Raw genomic sequence first — 16135 nt, 5'->3', positions numbered from 1 at the left:
GGGAATGGGGCGTGACCTGCGTATTTCCCCTCCACCATCGGCTGCGCCGACGGTCCCCCTCCCCACGCTTCGCGTAGGGAGGAATTTCAGGGTAGTTCCGCTATCAGGTGCAGCACTTTGTCGGCGTGGTCTTTGCGGCAGATGAGCAGGTCGGGGAGGTAGACGTCGCGCTGGTTGTAGATCAGCGGGGAGCCGTCGATGCGGGAGCAGTGGAGGCCGTGGGCCTGGGCGACGGCGACCGGGGCCAGGCTGTCCCATTCATATTGGCCGCCGCTGTGCAGGTAGATGTCGGCCTGGCCCAATATCACCGCCATCGCCTTGGCCCCCGCCGATCCCATCGGCACCAGTTCGGCGTCGAGGCGTTCGGCCACCGCGACCGCCTCCTTGGCGGGGCGGGTGCGGGATATCACCATGCGCAGCTTTTCCGGTGCGGGCGGGACGGGGACCGGGCGGTCCGAGCGCAGCAAGGTGCCTCCATTCAGGCCGGGCAGCGCGACCGCGCCCGCCGCCGGGACGCCGTCCATGGCGAGGCCGACATGCACGGCCCAGTCGGCCCGCGCCTCGCCATATTCGCGGGTGCCGTCCACCGGGTCGACGATCCAGACCCGGCTTTTGGCCAGGCGCGCCTCATCGTCCTTCTCCTCCTCCGACAGCAGGCCGTCTTCGGGCCGCGTTTCCCGCAGGGCACGGCAGAGGAACTGGTTGGCGGTCTGGTCGCCCGCCTTGCCCAGCGCGGCGGGGCCGAACAGGCCGCTTTCCCGCACATTGACCAATATGCGTCCGGCCACCTCGGCCAGATGCGCGGCCAGTTCGGCGTCGGTCATGGTTTTGGCCGCTTCGGTCATGGCCTGTCCCGTCATGGAATGATCCGCGCGACGATGGCCTCTGCCGCCTGTTCGGCGGTCATGGCGGTGGTGTCGATGCGGATTTCCGGGTCTTCGGGCGCTTCATAGGGGCTGTCGATGCCGGTGAAATTCTTGAGTTCGCCGGAACGCGCCTTCTTGTAGAGGCCCTTGACGTCCCGCGCCTCCGCATCGGCGAGTGGGGTGTCGATATGCACTTCGATGAATTCGCCGGGCTGCATCATCTGGCGCACCATCTCCCGCTCGGCGCGGAAGGGGGAGATGAAGGCGGTGATGACGATCAGGCCCGCGTCGGTCATCAGCTTCGCCACCTCGCCCACGCGGCGGATATTTTCCACCCGGTCGGCGTCGGTGAAGCCCAGATCCTTGTTCAGCCCATGGCGTACATTGTCGCCGTCCAGCAGGAAAGTGTGGCGGTTCATCCGCGCCAGCTTCTTTTCGACGAGGTTGGCGATGGTCGACTTGCCCGCGCCTGAAAGCCCGGTGAACCACAGCACGGCGGGCTTCTGGTTCTTCAAGGCGGCGTGGAAGTCGCGGCTGACGTCGGTCGCCTGCCAATGGACGTTCTGCGCCCGGCGCAGGCTGAAATGCAGCATGCCCGCCGCGACCGTGGCGTTGCTGATCTTGTCGATCAGGATGAAGCCGCCCAGCGCGCGGTTCTGCGCATAGGGTTCGAACACGATCTGGCGGTCGGTCGACAGGTTGGCGACGCCGATGGCGTTCAGTTCCAGCGTCTTCGCCGCCAGATGCTCCATCGTGTTGACGTTGACCTGATATTTGGGCTGCTGCACCGTGGCGGCGACGGTCTGCGTGCCGATCTTCAGCCAATAGGGGCGGCCGGGCAGCATGTCCTCATCCGCCATCCAGACGATGGTCGCTTCGAACTGGTCGGCGGACTGGGGCGGATCGTCCGACGCGGCGATCACGTCGCCGCGCGAGCAGTCGACCTCGTCCGCGAAGCAGAGGGTGATCGACTGGCCCGCGACGGCCTGTTCCAGATCGCCGTCAAGCGTGACTATGCGGCTGACCGTGCTGGTCTTGCCCGACGGCAGGACGCGGATCGGGTCGCCGACGCGGACCGTGCCGGTCGCGATCTGGCCGGAAAAGCCGCGAAAGTCGAGATTGGGGCGGTTGACCCACTGCACCGCCATGCGGAAGGGCTTTTCCCGGTCGGAGACCTGGTCGACCTCCACCGTCTCCAGATGCTCCATCAGCGCCGGCCCCTTGTACCAGGGGGTGTTGGCGCTGAGGCCAGTGATATTGTCGCCCCTGAACCCCGAAATCGGGATCGGGGTGAAGGCCTTTATGCCGATGCCGTTGGCGAATTCGGCATAATCCTTGACGATGCCGTCATAGACCGCCTGGTCATAGTCGACCAGGTCCATCTTGTTCACCGCCAGCACGATGTTGCGGATGCCGATCAGGTGGGCGAGATAGGAGTGGCGGCGGGTCTGGGTCAGCACGCCCTTGCGCGCGTCGATCAGGATGACGGCAAGGTCGGCGGTCGACGCGCCCGTCACCATGTTGCGCGTATATTGTTCGTGGCCGGGCGTGTCGGCGACGATGAACTTGCGCTTTTCCGTCGCGAAGAAGCGATAGGCGACGTCGATGGTGATGCCCTGTTCGCGTTCCGCGGCGAGGCCGTCGACGAGGAGGGCGAAGTCGATTTCCTGACCCTGGGTGCCGACGCGCCTGCTGTCGGCTTCGAGGGCGGCAAGCTGATCCTCGAAGATCATCTTGCTGTCGTAGAGCAGGCGGCCGATCAGCGTCGACTTGCCGTCGTCCACCGAGCCGCAGGTGATGAAGCGCAGCATCGTCTTGTGCTGGTGGACTTCGAGATAGCGGTCGATGTCCTCCGCGATCAGGGCGTCGGTCTTGTAGATGGGGTCGTCGGTCTTGGTGAGCGTATCGGTCATGTCGCTACCTCGTCATCCCAGCGAAGGCTGGGATCTCGTTGATCTGGGTCGAAGGGTTCGGTCTGCGAGAAGGTCTGCCATGGGGCCTGAGATCCCAGCCTTCGCTGGGATGACGGCTATGGGGCGACGGCGCGTCAGAAATAGCCTTCCTGCTTCTTTTTCTCCATCCCCGCGCCCCCTGCATCCTTGTCGATGGCGCGGCCCTGGCGTTCGGAGGTGGTGGTGAGCAGGGTTTCCTGAATGACCTCCGGCAGGGTCTTGGCCGTGCTTTCCACCGCGCCGGTCAGCGGGTAGCAGCCCAAGGTGCGGAAGCGGATGGAGCGCATCACCGGCTCCTCGCCCGGTTTCAGGGGGAAGCGTTCGTCGTCGACCATCAGCAGCATGCCGTCGCGCTCCACCGTCGGGCGTTCCTCCGCGAAATAGAGGGGGACGATGGGGACGTCGTTCAGGTGGATATATTGCCAGATGTCCAGTTCGGTCCAGTTGCTGATCGGGAAGACGCGGATGCTCTCCCCCTTGTTCTTGCGGGCATTGTAGAGGTTCCACAATTCCGGGCGCTGGTTCTTGGGATCCCAGCCGTGGCTGGCGGTGCGGAAGGAGAAGATGCGCTCCTTCGCCCGGCTCTTTTCCTCGTCGCGGCGGGCGCCGCCGAAGGCCGCGTCGAAGCCGTAGAGGTTGAGCGCCTGCTTCAGCCCCTCCGTCTTCCACATGTCGGTGTGCAGCGGGCCATGGTCGAACGGGTTGATGCCGCGTTCCTGCGCTTCGGGATTCCGGTAGACCAGCAGTTCCATGCCCGACTCCCGCGCCATGCGGTCGCGCAGGTCGTACATCGCCCGGAATTTCCAGGTGGTGTCGACATGCAGCAGCGGAAAGGGCGGGGGCGAGGGGTAGAAGGCCTTGCGCGCCAGATGCAGCATCACCGCCGAATCCTTGCCGACGCTGTAGAGCATCACGGGCTTTTCGGCCTCCGCCACCACTTCGCGCAGGATGTGGATGCTCTCCGCCTCCAGACGTTCCAGATGGGTCAGCCTTTTCGAATCGATCATCGTTCACCGCCTTGTTTCGTGGCGGCCTGATGGCAGAAGCGGGGAGGGGCTGGACCTCCCATATGGGAGGATATACATATTAGTCATGCGACTGGACGACGGCGGATTATTGGCGGCTCTCCATGAGGGTATGTTCGAGCAACCCCTTTGGCACGGGTTCCTGGAAAAGCTGCGGGCGCGGACCGGAGCGGCCTATGCCGGGCTGGCGTTCCGGCCCATCGATGAGGAAAGGATCGTGGAACTGCATGCCGGGCCGGCGGGGCCGCTGCATCCGGACCGGCTGTTCAACGATAAGCAGGCGCATGATCCGCTGCCCTATCGCCGGATGCGGGAGGCGCGGGTCTATACGCTGGACGAACTGATCGAGCCTAAGGATGCGGCGCTGCAATCCTATCGCCGGGAATGGCTGGACCCGTTGCGCATCACCGCCTTCCGGTCGGTGCGCGTCGCGGAGGCGAGCGGCATGGACGCCTGGCTGAGTTGCGCGGGCGGGCGGGAGGTGGGACCGGCGGTCGGCGCGCTGCTGACCGCGCTGGTGCCGCATCTGCGCATCGCGCTGCGCAGCTTCGTCGCGTTCGAGCGGGAGAAATTCCGGTCGTCGGTGACTTCGGAGGCGTTCGGGCGGCTCAATTCGGGCTGGCTGACGCTGGATGCGCGGTGCCGCATCGTCGACATGACGGCGCATCTGGAGCCGCTCTTCCAGCGGTCGAGCGTGTTGCGGCGGGGACGGTACGACCGGCTGATGCCCGCTTCCCCGGCGGTGGACCGGGAACTGACCGCGCTGGTCAAGCGCTTCGCGCAGGATGCGGAGGCGCGGCCCAAGGCGATCAACCTCAGCCGCGATCCGATGATCGACATGCTGGTGCGGCCGATCCAGGACCGATCCCCCTCGGTCCAGTCGCCGCCCGTCGCCATCGCCTATATCAGCGGCGACCGATGGTCGCAGGCGGACAGGTGCGGGCAGTTGGTCGACCTGTTCGGCCTGCTGCCCAGCGAGGCGCGGCTGGCATGGGCCATCGCGCAGGGCATGTCGATCGGGGAGGCGGCGGACGATCTGGGGCTGACGGTGGAGACGGCGCGGAATTATTCGAAGAAGATCTACGCCAAGACCGGAGCGCGGGGGCAGGCGGAACTGGTGCGGAATATTCTGACGAGCGTGCTGGCTTTGGCTTGATGAGGTTTGGCTATGGCCATGGAACGATATGTGCTCCTGCGAAGGCAGGAGCCCAGTTCAGACGGTCCGATCATCCACTAAGGGCGGGACTGGGCTCCTGCCTTCGCAGGAGCACGTAGGTTCTTTACCGGCAGGTTTCGCTGCGGATCTTCTTCCGGTCGCAGGGGATGAAATGGCAGGGGGCGTTCTTGTCGTCCGGGGTGGCGGGCTTGCGTTGCCAGGGGGGCGTCCAGCCAGGTGGGGCGGAGCCGCAATACCAGGGGCTTTGGGCGGCGGCTGCCGGTGGTTGAACCGCCGTCAGCGGGATGATGGCGAGCAATACCAGCGCGCTAGACCGCATGGCTGAAGCGCCTTTCCGTCGGTTCCATATAGGCGTCGAAACAGGCGGCGATGCTGCGGGCATAGGGCAGGGCGTCGCGCGTCAGGGCGACGCGGCCTTCGCTCAGGCGGACGAGGCCCAGTCGTTCGAAGCGGCGGAGGTCGGGCATGGGGTGCGCCGTGCCGACATGCGCCTCTCCCTGGCAGAGCAGGGCTTCGATGATGCGGCCGCGGCGGCGGTCCTCCGGCGTGCGGAGCGTGCCGCGGGCGGCGGTCAATCGTCCGGCGTCGGCCATGCCGCGCCAGGGACCGGCCTGTTTCTCATTCTGGACGATGAGGTCGGGGAACTGGCTGATCGCGCTGGCGCCCAGGCCCAGCAATATGTCCGCCGGATCGTCGGTGAAGCCCTGAAAATTGCGGCGCAGGCGGCCTTCGCGGGCGGCGCGGGCCATGGCGTCTTCGGGCAGGGCGAAATGGTCGAAGCCGATGGCTTCATAGCCCGCGCCGGTCAGCGTCTCATGCCCCCGCGCCGCCATGGCGAAGCGGGCGGCGAGATCGGGCAAATCGCCGGCGTCGATGCGGCGCTGGCGGGGCAGCAGGCGCGGCATATGGGCATAGCCGAACAGGGCGATGCGGGCGGGACGCATGGCGATGGCGGCCTCCAGCGTGGCGGCGAGGTCGTCCTGCGTCTGGCCGGGCAGGCCGTACATCAGGTCGAAGCCGGTCGCGATCCCGGCGGCGCGCAACTGGCCGACGGCGCGTTCCACCATGTCGAGCGGCTGGATGCGGCCGATCCGTGCCTGGACATGGGGGGTGAAGGTCTGGACGCCCAGATTGACCCGGTCGACGCCCATCGCGGCCATGGTCGAAATCCATTGGCCGTCGAGGCGGCGGGGATCGAGTTCGACCGACAATTCGGCATGATGCGCCTCGAAGCAGAGCAGCAATTGCTGGAGCAGGCGGACGAAATCGACCAGCGGCAGGCTGTTGGGACTGCCGCCGCCGAAGGCGATGCGCCGCACCCGGCCGCGTCCGTTCAGCCGGGCGGCGAGGGTCGCGATTTCCCGCTCCAGCGATTCGACATAGGCGGCGAGACGCTGGACCCGGTTCGCCGCGCCAGTGTTGCAGCCGCAATACCAGCATATGTCGTGGCAATAGGGGATGTGGACGTAGAGGGAGAGGGCGTCGTCCCTTTTCACCCCGGCCACCGCATCCAGCCGGGCGGCCAGTTCCGCCGCGCCGACATCGCCGCCGAACTGCGCGGCGGTGGGATAGCTGGTGTAGCGCGGGACGGGCCGGTCGAGCAGGTCGGGATGATAGGTCCACATGATCCTGGACTCAGGCCGGTCTTGCCGGTTCGGAAGAAATCGCGACGGACATGCTGGCTTGCTCCGGCCTAAATCTGACTATGCTGGAGCCGTCGCCGGCCCTCATCGCCGAGCCTGTGTAGGACAGCGAGCGCGCACGCATCTTGATTTATCTCAATCGGGTTCGAATTTCGTCGACCGCTGGGCGTGAGTTCTAACGGAAGGGGGCGGGCGGCCGGAAGATCGTTCGGACCGGACAGTCCTTCCCATCCCTTCGGCAGGACAACGACCTTCTTCCCCGCATTCCGTCCAAGCATGGCTTGCCGCGATGTGGATTCGCGTCATCCGCATGGGGAATTTCCGTTTTCATTGGCGGATTTGCGGTGAATGACCGCAATTCATATATCGAATGTCATAGTATTTTTCCGGAACATGGCAGGAGAAGGCGGGTTTTTGGCCGGCGCGCCCCTGATTTGGATCAGTTCGACCGGTTCCAATCCACTATCCGAATGACCGCCATTCAGCCAAAGACCTCGAATCGCCGGGCCGACGTGATACGGAATTTGAATGAAGGTCATTCGGCGGAACAATAAGTTGATGAACATGCGGGTTTTTCGACCCGATGACGGCGGGAAACCGCTGAACGGGGTGGCTCTCCCTGGAGGTCGCCCCATCCCTTGCTGCGCCTGATCCGGAAGAACCCCGGCCTCGCGTCTAGAGGCCGGGCACGTTTTAATGTTGGAGAGAGTCAAGAGTGATGAACAAGTTAAATATCTTCAGTGCCGGAATTTGCCTCATCGGCCTGGGGATCGCATTTCCCGCCTACGCCACGGACGGATATTATCTCACCGGCGCCAATGCGCGGGCCACGGGCATGGGCGGCGTCGGCATCGCTCTGCCCCAGGGACCGGAAGCGGCGACGATCAACCCGGCCGGCGCGACCTTCGTCGACAATGGTTTCGAGATCGGCGCCCAGCTTTTCATCCTGAACACCCGCACTACGGACCTGTTCTTCCCCGGCAATGACGTGAAAGGCCATCAATATCAGCCGATTCCCGACTTCGGCGTCAACTATCACCTGAACGACAAGGTGACGATCGCCGTCACTTCTTTCGGCGGAGGATTGGGCCAGAGCTACAACAAGCCCTTCGTGCCGGGCATGGGCTTTTCGAAGGAACGCGCCAATTTCATCCAGGCGGGCATCGCGCCGACCATCGCGTTTAAACTGCGCGACAATCTTTCCATCGGCGTGGGCCTAGGCGTGGTCAACGAGTTCTTCCGGGCCAGGGGCGTCATCGTGCCGACGCCCCAGGGACCGGCGCAATTGCCGAACCATGGGTGGAGCCATGCCTTCGGCGTCGGCGGCAGGTTCGGCATCCTGTGGAAGCCGGTTCCCGCCGTGGGCCTGGGCGCGACCTATTTCACCAAGGTGCACATGTCCAACCTCAAGGGATATGAGGACGACCTGCTCGCCGGCCTGGGCGGGAGCATAGACACGCCCGAGCAGTTCGGCGCCGGCGTCTCGGTCAAGCCGAACGATCGCCTGACGCTGGGCTTCGACGTGATCCGGACCAACTGGAGCGGCGTCAAGGCCTTCAGCGAGCAGGCGGGCTTCGGCTGGCGCGATCACACCACCTTCAAGCTCGGCGTGGCCTATGGCCTGATGCCGGGGCTGACGGTTCGCGCAGGCACCAGCCTTGCCAAGCGGCATTTCGGCAGCGAATTCGTCCTGGCGAACGTCAATACTCCGGGCACGTCGTCCAAATCGCTGACCTTCGGCTTCACCAAGCGGCTGGGCGAGAAGGACGAGCTTACGTTCAGCGCGGACTATGAATTGAACGGCAAGGTGGTCGGGACGGGCCACAGCGCGGGGACGGTGATCCGTTCGCGCTATGGGTTCACCGGCCTCAGCTTCTCCCACCGTTTCTGACGTCCTGATCGGACCATGCGCGCCGGCGGCGGGACCATATCCCGCCGCCGGCGCTGCCTTTTCGGGCCGGGCGGCAAGGCCGCAGATCCCTGCCCGACGCAGCCGGTCCTGCAACATGACGGCAACGGTCATCCCGCCCGCTTGCGGAACGGGGCGGGAAGGCGGGCGCCCGGCTGTTTCGAATCGCTTTTCATATCGGAAGCGAAAGTAGCGGGTTGGCGGTCCGCCGCATTGAGCCAGGTCAAATTGCCGGTTGCGCGGGATCAATGCCGGGTGCGTCGCGGCCCGGCACAAGGGGCTTCATCGACAACAGGGATGGAGTTTCAAGGACATGAGCGTCAAGACGATCCTGCTGGGCGCGGCCGCCGGTTGCGCTGTTCTGGCTGGGCCTGCTGAGGCGGCGCAGGGCGACGTGCTGGTGCGGCTGCGCGGCATCATGGTCGCGCCCAACGAGAAGAGCGGCAGCGTGCTGCCCGCCTTTCCGGGCGAGAAGGTGAAGGTCGACGACAGCGTGATGCCGGAAGTGGACGTCACCTATATGGCGACCGACCATATCGGTTTCGAACTGATCGCCGCGACCACCAAGCATAGCGCGAGCGGGCGGAGCGGCACGACCGGCGGCATCGGCAAGCTGGCCTCCACCTGGGTGCTGCCGCCGACGCTGACGGCGCAATATCATTTCCTGCCCGAAGGGAAGATCAGGCCCTATGTCGGGGCGGGGGTGAATTATACGCTGTTCTATAGCGAGAAGGCTTCGGGCGCGCTGGAGGGCGCGGTGGGCGCGACCAAAGTGCATATGTCCGACAGCTTCGGCTGGGCGGGGCAGGTGGGGGTCGACATCGACCTCAACGAGCGGATGTTCCTGAATTTCGACGTCAAATATATCGACATCGATACGACGGCGCGGCTGTCGACCGCCGGTGCGGGCGTGCAGAGGGTGAAGATGGAGCTTGATCCCTTCGTCTTCGGCGTGGGCGTGGGGATGAAGTTTTGATGGAATGACGAAATCCTCCCTACGCGAAGCGTGGGGAGGGGGACCGGCCGCAGGCCGGTGGAGGGGAAAGGGGCACGACCTGCGTATTTCCCCTCCACCATGCTGCGCATGGTCCCCCTCCCCATCTCTCGATGGGGAGGAATTGGAGAGGTCCGCTCTCCAACACCCTAGGGACAATTACGGATAGGTCGCGGCGTGCCGGGGCGGCATGGATCGGCGCATGGATATGCGATTTGATCTGGCGCAAAAGGCGCAGGAGGATGCGGCCTTCGCCATGGCGGCAACGCCATCGGCCAAGGGCTGCGGCGGGCAATATTGCGACCGTTGCGAGGTGCGCGATCAGGCGATCTGCGCCGATCTCGACGAAAAGCAGCGCGGGGCGCTGAACCGGATCGGGCGGCGCGTGACGTTGCAGGCCGGGCAGACCGTGATGTGGGAAGGCGACAGTTCGACGCTGGTCGCCAATGTGATCGAGGGGACGCTGAAGCTGTCCACCTCCACCGGCGACGGGCGCGAGCAGATCGTCGGCGTCGTCTATGCTTCGGATTTCATCGGCCGCCCCTTCGGCGCGCGCACGCCGCACAGCGTCACGGCGCTGACCGATGCGCGGCTGTGCCTTTATCCGCGAGGGGCGTTCGACGGCTTTGCGCGGGAGCATCCGGCGTTGGAGCATCGGCTGTTGCGGCGGACGCTGGACGATCTGGACCGGACGCGGGCGTGGATGCTGCTGTTGGGGCGGAAGAATGCGCGGGAGAAGGTCGCGACGTTGCTGCTGGACATGCGGCGGCGGTTGCGGGCGGACCGGGCCGGGGTGATCGAATTGCCCCTGTCGCGGCAGCAGATCGCGGATGTGCTGGGGCTGACCATAGAGACGGTGTCGCGGCAGATCGGCGAGTTGAAGCGGATGGGCGTGATTGCGCTGGCCGGGCGGCGCGGGGTGCGTGTCGTGGATGCCGAGCGGCTGGAGGGGATGGCTGAGGGGGAATATTAATCCTCCCCACGCGCAGCGTGGGGAGGGGGACCAGCCGCAGGCTGGTGGAGGGGAAGGGGGCGCGACCTGCGTATTTCCCCTCCACCACCGCCTCCGGCGGCGGTCCCCCTCCCCATCTTTCGATGGGGAGGAATAGGATAGGCCCGCTCCTCACCGATACGGACATTCCCCTACATACCTGCGCCGCGGGCTTTGACAGAGGTCAATGCATGGGGACGGCTCCCGGAGGAAGGACGCCGCATAGCCTTTGACGGGGAAATCCGATGGAGCAACTGGTGTGGAAGACGGGCGGCTGGTTCGCGCTCGCGACGCTGGCCTTTCTGGCGGCGTTGGCGGCGGCGGACTTCGGCTTTGCCGTGCATATGGGGATCGCCTGCGCGGCCGCGCTGGCCGTCGCCGTGCTGACGATGCGGCACGCCGATTATGAGGCGATCACCCGCGGGCTGCTGAAGATGCCCGCGTCGCAGGGCAGATATGACGACGATCCGATCCGCTGGGGCGTGATCGCGACGGTCTTCTGGGGGCTGGCGGGCTTTCTGGCCGGGCTTTACATCGCGCTTCAACTGGCCTTTCCGGCACTCAATCTGGGGCTGGAATATACGAGTTTCGGGCGGCTGCGGCCGTTGCATACGTCCGCCGTCATCTTCGCCTTCGGGGGCAATGCGCTGATCGCAACCAGCTTCTACGTGGTGCAGCGGACGTGCCGGGCGCGGCTGGCCTTTCCGGCCTTGGCGCGGTTCGTCTTCTGGGGCTATCAGCTTTTCATCGTGCTGGCGGCGACCGGCTATCTGCTGGGCATTACCGAGGGCAAGGAATATGCCGAGCCGGAATGGTATGTCGACCTGTGGCTGACCATCGTCTGGGTCGCCTATCTGGTCGTGTTCGGCGGCACCATCCTGCGCCGCAGCGAGCCGCATATCTATGTCGCGAACTGGTTCTACCTGAGTTTCATCCTGACGATCGCGATGCTGCATATCGTCAACAATCTTTCCATGCCGGTGAGCTGGCTCGGTTCCAAGAGCTACAGCGCTTTCGCGGGCGTGCAGGATGCGCTGACCCAATGGTGGTACGGGCATAATGCGGTCGGTTTCTTCCTGACCGCCGGTTTCCTGGCCATGATGTATTATTTCGTGCCCAAGCAGGCGGAACGGCCGGTCTATAGTTACAGGCTTTCCATCATCCATTTCTGGTCGCTGATCTTCCTCTATATCTGGGCGGGGCCGCACCATCTTCATTATACCGCGCTGCCCGACTGGGCGCAGACCTTGGGCATGGTCTTTTCGGTCATGCTGTGGATGCCGAGCTGGGGCGGGATGATCAACGGGCTGATGACGCTGAACGGCGCGTGGGACCGCATCCGCACCGATCCGATCATCCGCATGATGGTGATGGCGCTGGCCTTTTACGGCATGTCGACCTTCGAAGGGCCGATGATGTCGGTGAAGGCGGTCAACAGTCTTTCCCACTATACCGACTGGACCATCGGCCATGTCCATAGCGGGGCGCTGGGCTGGAACGGGCTGATTACTTTCGCCTGCCTTTATTATCTGACGCCACGACTGTGGAAGCGGGAGCGGCTGTACAGTCTTCGGCTGGTGAACTGGCACTTCTGGCTGGCGACGGTGGGCATCGTTCTCTACGCGGCGTCGATGTGGGTCGCGGGCATCATGCAGGGGTTGATGTGGCGCGAATATGGCAGCGACGGCTATCTGGTCTATGCCTTTTCCGAAGTGGTGAGCGCCATGTTCCCCATGTACCTGATCCGGGCGGCGGGGGGCCTGCTGTACCTCAGCGGCGCGATCGTCATGGCCTGGAACATCGGCAGGACCATCGCGGGCAGCCCGCTGCGCGTGGAGAAGCCGATGAACGATGCGGCCTATGATGCCGAGGCCGACCGGCCGATCGTCGCGCAGCCCGCCTGAAGGAGTATCCGGAGATGGAAACCAAGACCAAGGGCAAGTTCTTCGACCATGGCAGGCTGGAGCGGAATGTTTCGCTGCTGGGCATCGCAGCCCTGATCACAGTCGCCATCGGCGGCATCGTGGAGATCGCGCCGCTCTTCTGGATCGATAACACTATCGAGAAAGTGGAGGGCGTGCGTCCCTATACGCCGCTGGAGCTGGCGGGGCGGAATATCTACATCCGCGAAGGCTGCTATAATTGTCATAGCCAGATGATCCGGCCCTTCCGGGACGAGACGGAACGCTATGGCCATTACAGCCTGGCGGCCGAGAGCATGTACGACCATCCCTTCCAATGGGGATCGAAGCGCACCGGGCCGGATCTGGCGCGGGTGGGCGGTCGCTATTCGGACGAATGGCATGTCCAGCATCTGAAAGACCCGCGCGCGGTGGTGCCGGAATCGATCATGCCCGGCTATGCCTTCCTGGCGGAGCGGGAGTTGAAGGCGGGCGACATGAGCCGGGATCTGACCGCGCTCAATGATGTCGGCGTGCCCTATACGAAGGACGATATCGACAGGGCCAATGACGACCTGAAGGCGCAGGCCGATCCGGATGCGGACAGCGGCGACCTGCTGAAACGCTATCCCAAGGCGCAGGCGCGCGATTTCGACGGCGATCCGGGCAAGCTGACGGAGATGGATGCGCTGGTCGCCTATCTCCAGATGCTGGGCACGCTGGTCGATGTGGACAGCGCCAAGCCGCAGGAGGTTGGGCGATGAGCTACGACGCCTTGCGGCATTTCGCCGATAGCTGGGGGCTGGTCTTCATGGGGTTGCTCTATGCGGTCCTGATCGGCTGGCATTTCCTGCCCCATGGGCGGCAGCGCAGCGCCGACGCCGCGCTCGCCATTTTCGAGCAAGAGGAAGCCGACCATGGCTGACGACAAGCGCATCGATCCCGCCACCGGGACGGAGATCAAGCATCATGAATGGGACGGCATCCAGGAACTGGACACGCCGCTGCCGCGCTGGTGGCTGTGGACCTTCTACGCGACGATCCTGTTTTCCCTCGGTTATGTGATCGCCTATCCGGCCATCCCGATGATCGACCGGGCGACCGGCGGCATGCTCGGCTGGTCGAGCCGGGGGGCGCTGGACAAGGAACTGGCGGCGCGGGAAAGGCAGATCGCGCCGATCCGGAAAGCGATTGCGGAGACGTCGGTCACGGCGCTGCCGGGGCGGCCCGAACTGATGCGGCAGGCGGTCGAGGGCGGGCGCGCGGCGTTCCGGGTGCATTGCGTCCAGTGCCATGGGTCGGGGGCCGCGGGGTCGAAGGGCTATCCCAACCTCAATGACGACGACTGGCTGTGGGGCGGCGATCTGGCTGCCATCGAGAAGACGATCACCGACGGCGTCCGCAATCCCGGTCATGACGCGACGCGCCAGTCGCTGATGCCCGCCTTCGGCAAGGATCAGTTGTTGACGGCGGCGCAGGTGGATGACGTGGTGGCGCATGTCCGGGCGATCGGCGGGCAGGACCGGCCAGGCGCGGCTTCGCGGCGGGGGGACAGGGTCTTCGCCGACAATTGCGCGGTTTGCCATGGGCCTGCGGGCAAGGGGAACCGGGAACTGGGCGCGCCCGATCTGACCGATGCGATCTGGCTCTATGGCGGCGATGCCGGGACCATCCGCGAAACCGTGTGGAGCAGCCGCCATGGCGTGATGCCGCGCTGGGACGACAAGCTGGACAAGGCGACCATCCGCATGCTGGCGGCCTATGTGCATAGCCTTGGCGGGGGTGAGGGTGATGCGGGGCGGTGAGGCCTTCCTGATCCTCCCCATGCTTGCATGGGGAGGGGGACCGCCGCCGAAGGCGGTGGTGGAGGGGAAATGGGCTGAGGTTGCGCATTTCCCCTCCACCAGCCTTCGGCTGGTCCCCCTCCCCACGCCTTCGGCGCAGGGAGGAACAGGGGGGTGCTGATGTCTGGGTCCGCCTCGCTCTATGAGAAGCGCAAGGGGGTCTATCCCAAGGCCGTGGATGGCTTCTACCGTCGCCTGAAATGGGCGATCATGGCGGTGACGCTGGCCATCTACTGGGGCACGCCCTGGCTGCGGTGGGACCGGGGGCCTTATGCGCCGGATCAGGCTGTGCTGGTCGATCTCGCCCATCGGCGCTTCTACATGTTCGCCATCGAGATCTGGCCGCAGGAATTCTATTATGTCGCGGGCCTGCTGATCATGGCGGGGATCGGGCTGTTCCTCGTTACCTCGGCGGTGGGGCGGGCCTGGTGCGGCTATGCCTGTCCGCAGACGGTGTGGACCGATCTTTATCAGCATGTGGAGCGTTTCGTGGACGGCGACCGCAATGCGCAGTTGCGGCTTGCCAAGGCGCCGTGGAGCGCGGCCAAGATTGCCCGGCGGATCGTCAAATGGTCGGTCTGGCTGGGGATCGCCTTTATCACCGGGGGCGCGTGGATATTCTATTTCGCGGACGCCCCGACGCTGCAACGGGCGTTCTGGAGCGGGACCGCCGCGTGGCAAGCCTATGCGACGACTTTCGTGCTGACCGCGACCACCTTCGTGCTGGGCGGGTTCATGCGGGAGCAGGTGTGCATCTATATGTGTCCCTGGCCGCGCATCCAGACGGCGATGCTGGACGAGAAGTCGCTGGTCGTCACCTACAAGCATTGGCGCGGGGAGAAGCGCGGGAGCCTGAAGAAGGCCGAAGCGAATCCCGGCGCGTTCGGCGACTGCATCGACTGCAACCAGTGCGTCGCGGTCTGCCCGACCGGCATCGACATTCGCGAAGGGGCGCAGATCGGCTGCATCACCTGCGCGCTGTGCATCGACGCCTGCGACAAGGTGATGGCGCAGGTCGGGCGGCCGCGCGGGCTGATCGACTATTGCACGCAGGATGACGCCGAAGCGGAGCAGAAGGGGTCGGAACCGCGCCCGGTGCTGAAGACGCTGCTGCGGCCGCGCACCATCGCCTATTTCGCGATCTGGGCCGGGATCGGCGCGGCCATGCTGTTCGCGCTGGGGGCGCGGGAGCGGCTGGAGATCAGCGCGCAGCAGGACCGCAATCCGATCTTCGTGCGCTTGTCCGACGGCGCGATCCGCAACGCCTATACGGTCAAGCTGCGCAACATGCAGGCGCGGCCCCGGCCGATGGAGGTGGGCCTGGATGGACTGTCCGGCGGCCGGATATGGACTGATGCGGGGTCGCGGGAGAGTGCCGCCGCGACGGTGCGGACGACCGTGCCCGCCGACAGTGTGGCGAAGCTGCGCATCTTCCTGACGCTGCCGTCCGGCGGCCCGGCGCGGCAGGATTTCCGCTTCACCCTGCGCGCTTTGGATCGCGAAGGCGGCAGCGCCAGCGAACCCGCCCGATTTGAAAGGCCCTGAGACATGACCCCCGCACCAGCCCCCATCCGCCGTTTCACCGGCTGGCACATGACGGCGATATTGGCCGCCTTCTTCGCCGTGGTGATCGCGGTCAATATGCTGATGGCGACCGTCGCGGTGCGCTCCTTCGGCGGCACGGTGGTCGAGAACAGCTATGTCGCCAGCCAGAAGTTCAACGGCTGGCTGGCGCAGGCGCGGGCGCAGCAGCGGCTGGGGTGGCGGGATGCGGTGACGCTGGATGCGGAGCGGCGCGTCGGGCTGGCGCTGAAGGATGCGAACGGCGCGCCG

Annotated in this window: 15 protein-coding genes; 10 read left to right on the top strand and 5 right to left on the bottom strand. The window is 65.2% G+C overall.

Going from position 1 to position 16135, the window contains the following annotated elements; translation table 11 throughout:
- Positions 1-86: 86 nt before the first annotated feature.
- The 3 genes from L286_RS26250 to cysD all read right to left on the bottom strand — a co-directional run bounded on the left by L286_RS26250 (position 87) and on the right by cysD (position 3825).
- Entirely contained in the window at positions 87-824 is a 738-nt protein-coding gene (locus L286_RS26250) for an inositol monophosphatase family protein (protein ID WP_051146806.1), read from the bottom strand.
- A gap of 32 nt (positions 825-856) precedes the next feature.
- On the bottom strand, positions 857-2779 hold the full coding sequence (gene cysN / locus L286_RS26245; RefSeq protein WP_020819596.1) for a sulfate adenylyltransferase subunit CysN: 1923 nt from the start codon (positions 2777-2779) through the stop codon (positions 857-859).
- 134 nt (positions 2780-2913) lie between these two features.
- Positions 2914-3825: a sulfate adenylyltransferase subunit CysD gene (gene cysD, locus L286_RS26240; protein ID WP_013053652.1), complete on the bottom strand. Its 912-nt coding sequence runs from the start codon at positions 3823-3825 to the stop codon at positions 2914-2916.
- A 130-nt stretch (positions 3826-3955) separates the two neighbouring features.
- Between cysD and L286_RS26235 the strand changes: the two genes are divergently transcribed.
- Positions 3956-4999 carry a helix-turn-helix transcriptional regulator gene (locus L286_RS26235; RefSeq protein WP_020818368.1) on the top strand — a complete coding sequence of 348 codons (1044 nt, stop codon included), beginning with the start codon at positions 3956-3958 and terminating at the stop codon, positions 4997-4999.
- A 124-nt stretch (positions 5000-5123) separates the two neighbouring features.
- Here L286_RS26235 and L286_RS47580 read toward each other — a convergent pair whose 3' ends face one another.
- Together L286_RS47580 and L286_RS26230 are read right to left on the bottom strand one after the other, a co-directional pair.
- The gene (locus L286_RS47580) at positions 5124-5339 is read right to left on the bottom strand and encodes a hypothetical protein (protein ID WP_084498486.1); all 216 of its coding nucleotides are present in this window, start codon (positions 5337-5339) and stop codon (positions 5124-5126) included.
- Positions 5329-6645 (bottom strand): radical SAM protein, encoded by a 1317-nt coding sequence (locus L286_RS26230; protein WP_020818367.1) that lies wholly within the window; start codon positions 6643-6645, stop codon positions 5329-5331. Before L286_RS26230 ends, L286_RS47580 begins: the two co-directional genes overlap by 11 nt.
- Positions 6646-7381: 736 nt before the next feature.
- Between L286_RS26230 and L286_RS26225 the strand changes: the two genes are divergently transcribed.
- The 9 genes from L286_RS26225 to L286_RS26185 all read left to right on the top strand — a co-directional run.
- Positions 7382-8554, top strand: a complete 1173-nt coding sequence (locus tag L286_RS26225) for an OmpP1/FadL family transporter (protein WP_007682473.1) — start codon at positions 7382-7384, stop codon at positions 8552-8554.
- A gap of 331 nt (positions 8555-8885) precedes the next feature.
- On the top strand, positions 8886-9548 hold the full coding sequence (locus L286_RS26220) for an OmpW/AlkL family protein (RefSeq protein ID WP_020818366.1): 663 nt from the start codon (positions 8886-8888) through the stop codon (positions 9546-9548).
- Between the two features lie 220 nt (positions 9549-9768).
- Positions 9769-10539, top strand: a complete 771-nt coding sequence (locus tag L286_RS26215) for a Crp/Fnr family transcriptional regulator (protein WP_020818365.1) — start codon at positions 9769-9771, stop codon at positions 10537-10539.
- Positions 10540-10802: 263 nt separating this feature from the next.
- Positions 10803-12461 (top strand): cytochrome-c oxidase, cbb3-type subunit I, encoded by a 1659-nt coding sequence (ccoN, locus tag L286_RS26210; RefSeq protein ID WP_020818364.1) that lies wholly within the window; start codon positions 10803-10805, stop codon positions 12459-12461.
- A 14-nt stretch (positions 12462-12475) separates the two neighbouring features.
- Positions 12476-13222, top strand: a complete 747-nt coding sequence (gene ccoO, locus L286_RS26205) for a cytochrome-c oxidase, cbb3-type subunit II (protein ID WP_020818363.1) — start codon at positions 12476-12478, stop codon at positions 13220-13222.
- On the top strand, positions 13219-13383 hold the full coding sequence (locus L286_RS26200; RefSeq protein ID WP_020818362.1) for a cbb3-type cytochrome c oxidase subunit 3: 165 nt from the start codon (positions 13219-13221) through the stop codon (positions 13381-13383). The genes ccoO and L286_RS26200 overlap by 4 nt, the downstream gene beginning before the upstream one ends.
- Complete coding sequence (ccoP, locus tag L286_RS26195) at positions 13376-14263, top strand: cytochrome-c oxidase, cbb3-type subunit III (RefSeq protein WP_020818361.1); 888 nt, start codon at positions 13376-13378, stop codon at positions 14261-14263. The genes L286_RS26200 and ccoP overlap by 8 nt, the downstream gene beginning before the upstream one ends.
- A 153-nt stretch (positions 14264-14416) precedes the next feature.
- Positions 14417-15847: a cytochrome c oxidase accessory protein CcoG gene (gene ccoG, locus L286_RS26190; RefSeq protein WP_020818360.1), complete on the top strand. Its 1431-nt coding sequence runs from the start codon at positions 14417-14419 to the stop codon at positions 15845-15847.
- A 3-nt stretch (positions 15848-15850) separates the two neighbouring features.
- Positions 15851-16135: FixH family protein (locus L286_RS26185; RefSeq protein WP_037492794.1), on the top strand; the 285-nt coding region annotated here is incomplete at its 3' end.

Source organism: Sphingobium sp. HDIP04 (assembly GCF_000445085.1).
In the GTDB taxonomy this organism is placed as follows: Bacteria; Pseudomonadota; Alphaproteobacteria; order Sphingomonadales; family Sphingomonadaceae; genus Sphingobium; species Sphingobium indicum.
This window is presented reverse-complemented; position numbering and strand designations above follow the sequence as displayed.

Bases quoted from the DNA above. Each gene is read 5' to 3' on its own strand.
- L286_RS26250 (WP_051146806.1), bottom strand. From the start codon at position 824: ATGACCGACGCCGAACTGGCCGCGCATCTGGCCGAGGTGGCCGGACGC.
- cysN (WP_020819596.1), bottom strand. From the start codon at position 2,779: ATGACCGATACGCTCACCAAGACCGACGACCCCATCTACAAGACCGAC.
- cysD (WP_013053652.1), bottom strand. From the start codon at position 3,825: ATGATCGATTCGAAAAGGCTGACCCATCTGGAACGTCTGGAGGCGGAG.
- L286_RS26235 (WP_020818368.1), top strand. From the start codon at position 3,956: ATGTTCGAGCAACCCCTTTGGCACGGGTTCCTGGAAAAGCTGCGGGCG.
- L286_RS47580 (WP_084498486.1), bottom strand. From the start codon at position 5,339: ATGCGGTCTAGCGCGCTGGTATTGCTCGCCATCATCCCGCTGACGGCG.
- L286_RS26230 (WP_020818367.1), bottom strand. From the start codon at position 6,645: ATGTGGACCTATCATCCCGACCTGCTCGACCGGCCCGTCCCGCGCTAC.
- L286_RS26225 (WP_007682473.1), top strand. From the start codon at position 7,382: ATGAACAAGTTAAATATCTTCAGTGCCGGAATTTGCCTCATCGGCCTG.
- L286_RS26220 (WP_020818366.1), top strand. From the start codon at position 8,886: ATGAGCGTCAAGACGATCCTGCTGGGCGCGGCCGCCGGTTGCGCTGTT.
- L286_RS26215 (WP_020818365.1), top strand. From the start codon at position 9,769: ATGGATATGCGATTTGATCTGGCGCAAAAGGCGCAGGAGGATGCGGCC.
- ccoN (WP_020818364.1), top strand. From the start codon at position 10,803: ATGGAGCAACTGGTGTGGAAGACGGGCGGCTGGTTCGCGCTCGCGACG.
- ccoO (WP_020818363.1), top strand. From the start codon at position 12,476: ATGGAAACCAAGACCAAGGGCAAGTTCTTCGACCATGGCAGGCTGGAG.
- L286_RS26200 (WP_020818362.1), top strand. From the start codon at position 13,219: ATGAGCTACGACGCCTTGCGGCATTTCGCCGATAGCTGGGGGCTGGTC.
- ccoP (WP_020818361.1), top strand. From the start codon at position 13,376: ATGGCTGACGACAAGCGCATCGATCCCGCCACCGGGACGGAGATCAAG.